This window comes from Stenotrophomonas sp. P5_A9, from assembly GCF_056400525.1.
In genome coordinates this window covers 1-9,517 of record NZ_JBFULC010000094.1, presented here as the reverse complement: position 1 = coordinate 9,517, position 9,517 = coordinate 1, and the positions used below count along the sequence as shown (strand labels likewise).

Annotated in this window: 7 protein-coding genes and 4 tRNA genes; 5 read left to right on the top strand and 6 right to left on the bottom strand. The window is 66.7% G+C overall.

Annotation, left to right across the window (positions count from 1 at the left end):
• Window positions 1-162: 162 nt before the first annotated feature.
• The 6 genes from AC1DR7_RS19190 to AC1DR7_RS19165 all read right to left on the bottom strand — a co-directional run bounded on the left by AC1DR7_RS19190 (window position 163) and on the right by AC1DR7_RS19165 (window position 4,102).
• Window positions 163-238: transfer RNA gene (locus AC1DR7_RS19190), tRNA-Glu, on the bottom strand.
• A gap of 52 nt (window positions 239-290) precedes the next feature.
• Window positions 291-366: transfer RNA gene (locus AC1DR7_RS19185), tRNA-Ala, on the bottom strand.
• A gap of 672 nt (window positions 367-1,038) precedes the next feature.
• A tRNA-Glu gene (locus tag AC1DR7_RS19180) sits at window positions 1,039-1,114 on the bottom strand.
• A 53-nt stretch (window positions 1,115-1,167) separates the two neighbouring features.
• Window positions 1,168-1,243 (bottom strand) — tRNA-Ala (locus AC1DR7_RS19175).
• 61 nt (window positions 1,244-1,304) lie between these two features.
• Complete coding sequence (locus AC1DR7_RS19170; protein WP_457319663.1) at window positions 1,305-3,707, bottom strand: heavy metal translocating P-type ATPase; 2,403 nt, start codon at window positions 3,705-3,707, stop codon at window positions 1,305-1,307.
• Entirely contained in the window at window positions 3,704-4,102 is a 399-nt protein-coding gene (locus AC1DR7_RS19165) for a heavy metal-responsive transcriptional regulator (protein ID WP_457319662.1), read from the bottom strand. The genes AC1DR7_RS19170 and AC1DR7_RS19165 overlap by 4 nt, the downstream gene beginning before the upstream one ends.
• Before the next feature lie 220 nt (window positions 4,103-4,322).
• Between AC1DR7_RS19165 and AC1DR7_RS19160 the strand changes: the two genes are divergently transcribed.
• The 5 genes from AC1DR7_RS19160 to AC1DR7_RS19140 all read left to right on the top strand — a co-directional run.
• Window positions 4,323-5,390, top strand: coding sequence for a GlxA family transcriptional regulator (locus AC1DR7_RS19160; protein WP_457319661.1), 1,068 nt, complete (start codon window positions 4,323-4,325; stop codon window positions 5,388-5,390).
• Between the two features lie 180 nt (window positions 5,391-5,570).
• Complete coding sequence (locus AC1DR7_RS19155) at window positions 5,571-6,371, top strand: TlpA family protein disulfide reductase (protein WP_457322212.1); 801 nt, start codon at window positions 5,571-5,573, stop codon at window positions 6,369-6,371.
• Window positions 6,372-6,411: 40 nt separating this feature from the next.
• The gene (dsbG, locus tag AC1DR7_RS19150; RefSeq protein WP_478051585.1) at window positions 6,412-7,239 is read left to right on the top strand and encodes a thiol:disulfide interchange protein DsbG; all 828 of its coding nucleotides are present in this window, start codon (window positions 6,412-6,414) and stop codon (window positions 7,237-7,239) included.
• A gap of 443 nt (window positions 7,240-7,682) precedes the next feature.
• Window positions 7,683-9,137, top strand: a complete 1,455-nt coding sequence (locus tag AC1DR7_RS19145) for a DcaP family trimeric outer membrane transporter (protein WP_478076621.1) — start codon at window positions 7,683-7,685, stop codon at window positions 9,135-9,137.
• Window positions 9,138-9,188: 51 nt separating this feature from the next.
• Window positions 9,189-9,517, top strand: a 329-nt coding sequence (locus tag AC1DR7_RS19140) for an amino acid permease (protein WP_478076620.1), incomplete at its 3' end; no start/stop codon positions are given.

The following is a 9,517-nucleotide window of genomic DNA, read 5'->3' as shown; positions in this document are numbered from 1 at the left end:
CCTGCATGCCATGCAGGCGCTCTCCCAGCTGAGCTATGGCCCCACGTTGATGCTGCGAGCCGCCTACTATACCTGCCTGTTCACGTTTGTGGAAGACCAAACGAAACCGCTGGAGGCGGTGACAAAAAGACCCGGCGAACCGGGCCTGATGTCGTTGATGAGTGGCGTCCCCACGGGGATTCGAACCCCGGTCGCCACCGTGAAAGGGTGATGTCCTAGGCCTCTAGACGATGGGGACGCATAAAACTCATCAATGTTTCCAACACACCCAGACGGCCTAAGGTCTGGATTGGTGGAGCCAGGCGGGATCGAACCGCCGACCTCCTGCATGCCATGCAGGCGCTCTCCCAGCTGAGCTATGGCCCCACGATGCTGGAGGCCGAATTCTACGCGGATGTGAAGCGCGCGCCAAGTCTTTTTTCTGCAATAGCGAAGAAAAAAGCACGCGAATCGGTAGTGCCGAGCCATGCTCGGCAACCGCAGCAATGCAGACGCGGATCACCGCGAATGCACCCCAACAAAAGAGGCTCCTCTCCCAATGGAGGCGAGCGTCCTGTTGCAACGGCCGCAGCGGATTGAGCGCGGCCATCTGCGTGTGCCTCGGTGATGCGGGTGCACCGTGGATATGGTGCGTTGTCTTCGTTCGAGCATGCCGCGCGCGTGAGGGCCCCGCCAGCAGCCGGTAGGCCCCTGGCGCAAATGTCCCCCGGCCTGGCGGCCTCCTCCTTTATTTTGCCCAGGAGCCCACCGGCCGCTACGGGGCTCGGCTTGCGGTACAGGCGGGGAGCAAGGCTTCTCCGACTTCCGTCKGTGGGTCGGGCTCAGGGGCGCCATGCTCTTGGAGGCGAAATAAAGGGGGAGGGGGCGGCGGCAGGCCGACGCCGGAGGACATTCGCCGGAAAGGGTGTGGCGCCCCTGAGCCCGATCCACCGACCACCGCTTCGAAAAAGATCAAAGCACGCTGCATGCCCGCCACGCGGACGGAAAAAGAAACACAAAAAAGCCCCGACCGGAGTCGAGGCTTTTCTGCTTTTCAATTGGCGTCCCCACGGGGATTCGAACCCCGGTCGCCACCGTGAAAGGGTGATGTCCTAGGCCTCTAGACGATGGGGACGCACGAAACTTCACATTTTGTCACTGCACGTTCAATCGGCCTAATGATTGAAGTGGTGGAGCCAGGCGGGATCGAACCGCCGACCTCCTGCATGCCATGCAGGCGCTCTCCCAGCTGAGCTATGGCCCCACGTCGTGAGGAGCGGAATCATAGCGATGGCGTTTTGGATTGGCAAGCGAAAAATCGCATTTCATGCACTCGGCAAACGTTGATGACGCAGACGCAACGCGTTGCTGATCACCGACACCGAACTCAAGCTCATCGCCACGGCCGCCAGCATCGGCGACAACGTGATCCCAAGCGGATACAGCAGGCCGGCCGCGACCGGAATGCCGAGCCCGTTGTAGAGGAAGGCGAAGCCCAGGTTCTGGCGCATGTTGCGCACGCTGGCGGTGGACAGCTGGCGTGCACGCAGGATCCCGCACAGGTCGCCCTTGACCAGCGTGACCTGCGCGCTGGACATCGCCACGTCGGTGCCATTGCCCATCGCGATGCCGACATCGGCCGTGGCCAGTGCAGGTGCATCGTTGATGCCGTCGCCGGCCATCGCCACCTTGCGTCCCTGCGCCTGCAGCGTTCGGATCAGCGCGGCCTTGTCGGCCGGGCGCATTTCACCGTGCACCTCGTCCAACCCGAGTTCGCGCGCGACCGCTTCGGCGGTGGCGATGCCGTCGCCGCTGGCCATCACGATGCGCAGACCGTCGCGATGCAGCGCCGCGATTGCCTCGGCGGTGGATGCCTTGATCGGATCGGCCACCGCAAGCAGCCCGGCAAGCTGTCCATCGACGGCCAGGTACATCACGCTGGCAGCGGCGCGACGCAGGCCTGCGGCATGCTCACGCAGGGCGTCCAGCGCGATACCCTGTTCCTGCATCAGCGCTGCGTTGCCCAGCAGCATCGGCTTGCCGTCCACGCTGCCACGCACACCCATGCCGGTCAGCGAATCGAACGCCGCCACCGGCGACAACGGCACGCCGCGTTGCCTGGCTTCGGCCACGATGGCCGCGGCCAGCGGATGTTCGCTGCCCTGGTCGAGGCTCGCCGCCCACTGCAGCACCTCATTGACGGCGAACGGGGCGACGGCCTGTACGTCGCGGAACTGCGGTCGGCCTTCGGTCAGCGTGCCGGTCTTGTCCACCACCAGCGTATCGATCTGGCGCAGCGCCTCGATTGCTTCGGCGTCGCGGAACAGTACGCCGTGCTGCGCGGCCCGACCGGTGGCGACCATGATCGACATCGGCGTGGCCAGTCCCAGCGCACACGGGCAGGCGATGATCAGCACGGCCACCGCACTGAGCACGCCATGGGTCCACGACGGTTCCGGTCCGAACAGGCCCCAGCCGAAGAACGTCAGCACCGCGGCCAGCAGCACCGCCAGCACGAACCAGTAAGCGACCCTGTCGGCCAGGCGCTGCATCGGTGCGCGCGAGCGCTGGGCCTGCGCCACCAGCTGCACGATCTGCGCGAGCATGCTGTCATCGCCCAGGCGGTCGGCGCGGATCACCAGGCTGCCGGTGCCGTTGAGGGTGGCGCCGATCACGCTGTCGCCGACGCCCTTGCCGACCGGCACCGCTTCACCGGTGAGCATCGATTCGTCGATGGAGGAGCGGCCTTCCAGCACGGTGCCGTCAACCGGCACCTTTTCGCCGGGGCGCACGCGCAGGCGATCGCCCGGTTGCAGTTGGCCGATGTCGACATCTTCCTCGTGGCCATCCTCGCGCAGTACCCGAGCGGTCTTCGGGGCCAGACCGAGCAGCGCCTTGATCGCCGCCGAGGTCTTGTCACGCGCGCGCAGTTCCATCAACTGGCCCAGCAGGGTCAGCGAGATGATCACTGCGGCCGCTTCGAAGTACACCCCGACATGGCCGTGCTGGCGGAAGGAAGCGGGGAACAGGTCCGGCGCGATCGTGGCGACCACGCTGTAGCCGTAGGCAGCCAGCACGCCGGTGCCGATCAGGGTCCACATGTTCGGACTTCGGTTGCCGATGGACTGCGCCCAGCGCTGCAGGAACGGCCAACCGGCCCACAGCACCACCGGGGTGGCCAGCGCCAGTTCGATCCACACCCGCAGGTCGGGCGACAGGCCGCGCAACAAGGGCGTCATCGCCAGCATCGCCAACGCCATGGTGGCCACGCTCAGCGGCAGGCTCCACCAGAAGCGGCGGCGGAAGTCGGTCAGTTCGGGATTCTCGCCCTCGTCCAGGCTGGGCATCATCGGTTCCAGCGCCATGCCGCAGATGGGGCAGGTGCCGGGGCCTTCCTGCACGATCTGCGGGTCCATCGGGCAGGTGTAGAGCGTGCCGGCCGGAACCGGCGCGGCCACATGCGATGACGGATCGAGATAGCGCTGTGGGTCGGTGATGAATTTGCGGCGGCAGCCATCGCTGCAGAAGGGGTAGTCGCTGCCGTCGTGGCGGGCATGATGGGCCGTGGTGGCCGGATCCACGTCCATGCCGCAGACCAGATCCTTGACGGTCTGCGCGTCGCCAGGTGGCTTGCTGCCGCAGCAGCGGTTGCCGTGTGCCGGGACCGGGGCGGGCGCCGGCGTGCTGCTGCAGCAACTGCTGCCGCCGTGGCGGTGGTCATGGTTCATGGGCGGGACTCCGTCAGGGCGGCAAGAATCGGGCATTGCGCGAGCTCGCCGTGGCCGGGGCAGGCGTCGACCAGTTGCTTGAGCGCGCCGTGCATGCGCTGCAGCTCGACGATGCGTTGTTCGATGTCGGCCAGCTTGTGCACGGCGCTGTCGCGCACCTGGCCCATGTCCTTGCCGCGCTGGTCGCTCAGGCTGAGCAGTTCACCGATTTCTTCCAGGGTGAAGCCCAGGGCCTTGGCGCGCCGGATGAACTGCAGCCGGGTCAGGTCGTTGCCGTCGAAGACCCGGTAGCCGCCCGCGCTGCGGCGCGCGGTGGGCAGCAGGTGCTGGCGCTCGTAATAGCGCACGGTGTCGATCGGCACGCCGGATTCGCGTGCGAGCTGTCCTATGTTCATGTCCACCTCGTTGAAGAGCTGGGCGCAGCGTAAACCCTGGAGTCTGGTCAAGAGTCAAGGGTTGCTGAAGGGCAGCCTGCCGATGTCGCGCCTGGACCGAAAAATACAACTAGTTTCATAGCCGCCGCGCCGCCGCCTCCGTAGGCTCGATCAGATTCGCGGAAATCCCTTGTCCCACGTGGGTTTCGCTGGTTACAGATCTTGCTTGAGGAGCTTGCCCATGGATGCACCCTTCACCCCCCTGTCGACTGTCCCCAAGAGCGCATCGCCGGTCCTGATGGAAGTGGCCGTGCTCGAGTACCCCGGCAGCCTGAGGGCAGCGGCGCCTGTGCTGTCCGAACTGGCGCAGCGCTGCAACCGCACGGCTGCGGCCGTCAAGCGCCAGGGTGCGCGGATGCTGGTCACCCGGTGGACGCTGTCCAGCCGGGGTGTGCAGCGGGTCGCCGGTGCCGAGCTGTTCGGTGATGCGCCGCCAGCGATCGTGGTCGTGCCCGGCAATGAGCCGAGCTGGCCGCTGGCGCCGCCGGATGAGCGCATGCTGGCGTGGCTTCGCGACTGCCACGATGGCGGAAGCGTGCTGGCCGGCTGCGATGAAGGCGGGCTGCTGATGGCCGCCAGCGGCGTGTTGGCCGGACGCACGGTGAGCCTGCCGGACGTGGCGCGTTGCCCCTCGCTGGCCTCGATGGTCCCGAGCTGGTTGCAGGGTGATCGTGCCCTGGTCGATGACGGCGACCTGCTCAGTGCGTCCGGCGTGGATGCGTGGAAGTACCTCAGCCTGCGGCTGCTTGCGCGGGTGTACGGACAGAGCGTGATGGCCGAGGCGATCGCGCAGCTGCAACTGGTGATCCCGCGCGCGGTGCAGGACGACCTGGAACGCTTCAGTCCCAACTTCGCCCATGGTGACCGCTGCATCCTCAAGGCGCAGCGCTGGCTGCATACCATCGCCGCGCGCGGGGTGACGCTGCAGGACATCTGCGACTCCTCCGGGCTGGAGCCGCGCACCCTGCAGCGGCGTTTCCTCAAGGCCACCGGGCTGCGTCCGATCGAGTACTGCCAGCGCCTGCGCATCGCCAAGGCGCAGTTGTTGCTGCAGGCCGGCGGGGTAGTGGATGAAGTGTCGTGGGCGGTTGGCTATTCCGACCAGAGCGCATTCCGCCGTCTGTTCCTGCGTATCGTCGGGGTGACCCCGGCACGTTATCGCCGGCAGATCTTCGTGCAGCGTCGCGGTGAGCGCACGCGCACCAGCGTACCGCGTGATGTCGAAGAGCCGATGCGGTCTGCGGCCTGACGTCGCCGTGCCAGCAGGCAGGACGTAGATGCAACGGCGGGTACGCGCATGCGGCCTGCCGTTGTCGTATGTGCGGTTGCGGCTTGCCCGATCCGGGATGGGCTGGGACCATGCGGTCGGGGTCGATACGAATACAGGTGTCGCGGCGTGGGACGTCGCGGCACCGGAGATGGCTGGATGATGAGCAGTGTTGGCCCGGTACCGCTGGGCGTGGTGTGGGTCGTGTTGGGCGGGTTGCTGGCCATGGGTGTGGCGCGTTGGTTGCGGCCGCCGCTGCAGGACGGCCAGCCCAAGCCGGGTGCGTTGCTGCTGGACATGTTGTTGCTTGGCCTGTTGGGCGGACGCGTGGGTTTCGTGATGCTGCACTGGCGCGATTACCTGGCCGATCCATGGGCGGTGCTGCGGGTGGGTGATGGTGGCTTGCTGCCGTGGCTGGCGTTGCTGGTGGGCATCGGTTGGGGAATGTGGCGTCTGCAGCGCTGGCCAGCGCTGCGACGACCGGTGTGGGCCGGCACCGTGGCCGGGGTGCTGTGCTGGATCGGACTGTCGCTGGGCATGGCGCAGCTGCAGCAGTCACGTATCGCGCTGCCCGCGCTTACCCTGCAGTCGCTGCAAGGGCAACCGGCCACGCTGGGCGGGGAGGGCGGTCAGCCGGTCGTGGTCAACCTGTGGGCCAGCTGGTGCGGCCCGTGCCGCCGCGAAATGCCGATCTTCGCCGGCGCGCAGGCGCGTGATCCGGCGATGCGCTTCGTGTTTGTCAACCAGGGAGAAACGGTCGAGGACGTGCAGCAGTTCCTGGCCAGCGAGCGCCTGTCGCTGCACAACGTGCTGCTGGATCCTGACAGCCTGACCTCCGAACGGCTGCAGGTGCACGCGTATCCGACTACCCTGTTCTTCGATTCAAGCGGCCGTCTGCAGGGCCTGCACATGGGGGAACTCAGTGCGGCCGGCCTGCAGGCACGGCTTGACGCGCTGCGCTGAGGCGCGGCGCGTCCCCCTTTTGCTGATACCAGGAGTTGCCATGTTGTTGACATCCTCGCGCCCGCTGGGCTCCCTGCTTGCCACGGCCCTGCTGATGGCGCTGGCCGGCTGCAGCCAGGCGCAGTCGCCGCAGGCGCCCTCGGCCACCACTGCCAAGGCGACCAAGACCGTTGATCGGCCGGCCGTGCTCAAGGGCATCGAGAAGCATGGCTTCGAAGTGCTCGGCGAGTTCGATGCACCCGGTGGCCTGCGTGGGTTCGCCGGGGTGGTGGGGGGCCAGCAGCCGGCGGCCGCCTACGTGACCCCCGATGGCAAGCATGTGCTGGTGGGCAGCCTGTTCGACGAGAAAGGCGAGGAAGTGGGCGCGGCGGCAATGGAGAAGCTCGCGGCCAAGCCGATGTCCGACCGGATGTGGAGCAAGCTCGACGCCAGCGCGTGGGTGCGCGACGGTCGCGCCGATGCGCCGCGCGTGGTGTACACCTTCAGCGACGCCAACTGCCCGTACTGCCATCGGTTCTGGGAAGCAGCGCGGCCGTGGGTGGACAGTGGCAAGGTGCAGCTGCGCCACATCATGGTCGGCGTGATCCGCGAGGACAGCCCGGCCAAGGCCGCGGCGATCCTGACATCCTCCAATCCCAGCGCGGCATTGCTGGAGAACGAGCATGCGTTCGACAAGGGCGGCATCAAGCCGGTGGCGAAGCTGTCCACCGAGGTGGCCAACAAGCTCAACGCCAACCAGGAGCTGATGATCGAGATGGGCTTCCAGGGCACCCCGGGCATCCTGTTCAAGGATGACAAGGGCCTGCTCGACCGCCGCTCGGGCATGCCGCAGGGCAAGGACATGGATCTGGTGATGGGGCCGCGCTGATGCCACGGGCGGGATGAAAGGCCACGCGCCGGTGCAACGCCGGCGTGCGGTAGGTCACATTTACGGCCCGTGGCGGTTGATTTCGATCAAGGCCGAAAACGACACGCGCACTACGCTGTGTGCATGCAGACAACGTCCGCCACCACGCGTATTCACCGCGATGCAACCGTTCCGCGGTCATTGGAGCGACGGCCAGGCTTCACGGGTTGCTCACCCTGCCATTGTTACTCAAAGCGCTGGCATGCGGGCGACAACCGTCATGCCAGCCGGGATGAGGAGGGAATCCCACGCGGGCCACTACCACGCCGGCAACGTGACGGTTCAACCGTCTGCGTGATGCGCGTGCGACGCCTGCCATGCAGTACCGGGTTGTCGTTCGGACTCCTGCGCGCGTGCGTATCGGAAACCGGCGGCAAGGCTGTTCGCGGTTCATGGAGAACGTGATGCGCCTGGCTGTAGTGACCCTTGCCTGTGCGACGGCGCTGTCGTCCACACCGGCCCATGCACAGGATTCGGCTGACGCGCTTCGGCAGGAGATCCAGTCGCTGCGGCACACGCTGGCGGCGATGGAGAAACGCCTGGACGCGCTGGAATCGAACAAGCCGCCGCCAGCGGTGTCCAGTGCCGCCGCTGCCCCGCTGCCTCCGGCGACGTCGATCGCCGCACCCGCTGCACCTCCGATACCCGTCAACACGCTCGCCCAGGCTGGCGCCTCACAGGTGCCCGGTGTCGGCCAGGCCATCCTGCCACCACGTGATTCTGTGTCCGATCCGTCCTCGGCGGCCTCGCGCCCGGACAGTGCCGCCGGCCCGACCGATCCGGAGCTGAAGGGCTTTTTCGCCATCCCCGGTACCGACACCCTGATCCRCATCGGCGGCTACGCCAAGCTGGATGCGATCGCCGATTCGCGTGCGGCCGGTGATGAGGAACAGTTCGTCACCTCCTCCATCCCGGTCGGCGGTCCACACCGTGACGTATCCAACTTCACCCTGCATGCCAAGCAGACGCGCTTCAGTTTCGAAGCGCGGCGCCCGACCACGCACGGCAACCTGCGCTTCTACCTGGAGAACGATTTCTTCGGCAGCAGCGACAGCTACCAGTTCCGTCTGCGACACGCGTATGGGCAGCTCGGCAACACCTACGCAGGTTATGGCTATGCGACCTTCATGGACGCCGACAGCCTGCCCGACACGCTGGATTTCGCCGGTCCCGGTGGCGCCGGCTACCTGCTGGTGGCCGGTATCCACCACAGCTTCCCGCTGGGCAAGGGCAACACGTTGACCGTCGCCGCCGAAGATCCGGACACGCAGCTCAGCGCGCCGGGCGAGGGCATCGGTGCGGTCAACCAGGCGCCGGATGTGACCGTTACCGCGCGCATGGAGCGCAGCTGGGGCCACCTGCAGCTGGGTGCGGTGGCGCGCAGCCTGGGCTACGACGGCGATGCCAGTGATGATCGCCGCATTGGCGGCGGGCTGCAGGTGAGCGGCTCGGCCGCGGTGGGCGAACAGGACCTGCTGCTGTTTGGCGCATTGGGCGGCACGGGCCTGGCCCGTTACACCGCCGACCTGACCGGCTCGGGCATGGATGCGGTGGTGCGCGCCGATGGACGCCTTGCGCTGCTCTCGCTACAGGGCGGTTTCGTCGGCTACACGCACTACTGGTCGCCGATGTGGCGGTCCAACCTGGTCTACGGGCAGCTCAACAGCAAACGCAACGACGCGCTGGCTGCCGATGCGTTCCGCCGCAGCCGTTACGGCCTGTTCAACCTGATCTGGAGCCCGGCACCGTCGTGGACGATGGGCATGGAGCTGTTGTACGGGCAGCTGGAGCAGCAGGGCGGACAACGCGGCGACACGGTGCGGCTGCAAGGCAGCCTGCAATACAACTTCATCAAGTAGACCCCAGCGCCCGGCGCGATCGGGCCCCTGCCAGGCAAAGGAGAAAGCGTCATGGCAAAAGCGAAGAAAATCGGGGTGGTCGGTGCCACCTTCCTGGTGGCCGGCAACATGATGGGTTCGGGGGTGTTCCTGCTGCCGTCCAGCCTGGCCAAGATCGGTACCGCCTYGATCTGGGGCTGGCTGATCACCACCGCCGGCGCACTGCTGCTGGCCTTCGTGTTCGCCAAGCTTGGCAAGCTGGCGCCCAAGGCCGGCGGTCCCTACGCCTACGCGCGCGATTGGTTCGGCCCTTACATGGGCTTCCAGACCAACACCATTTACTGGTTCGCCAACTGGATCGGCAGACCAACACCATTTACTGGTTCGCCAACTGGATCGGC

Coding starts and splice junctions, on each gene's coding strand:
- AC1DR7_RS19170 (WP_457319663.1), bottom strand. CDS start 3,707: ATGAACCATGACCACCGCCACGGCGGCAGCAGTTGCTGCAGCAGCACG.
- AC1DR7_RS19165 (WP_457319662.1), bottom strand. CDS start 4,102: ATGAACATAGGACAGCTCGCACGCGAATCCGGCGTGCCGATCGACACC.
- AC1DR7_RS19160 (WP_457319661.1), top strand. CDS start 4,323: ATGGATGCACCCTTCACCCCCCTGTCGACTGTCCCCAAGAGCGCATCG.
- AC1DR7_RS19155 (WP_457322212.1), top strand. CDS start 5,571: ATGAGCAGTGTTGGCCCGGTACCGCTGGGCGTGGTGTGGGTCGTGTTG.
- dsbG (WP_478051585.1), top strand. CDS start 6,412: ATGTTGTTGACATCCTCGCGCCCGCTGGGCTCCCTGCTTGCCACGGCC.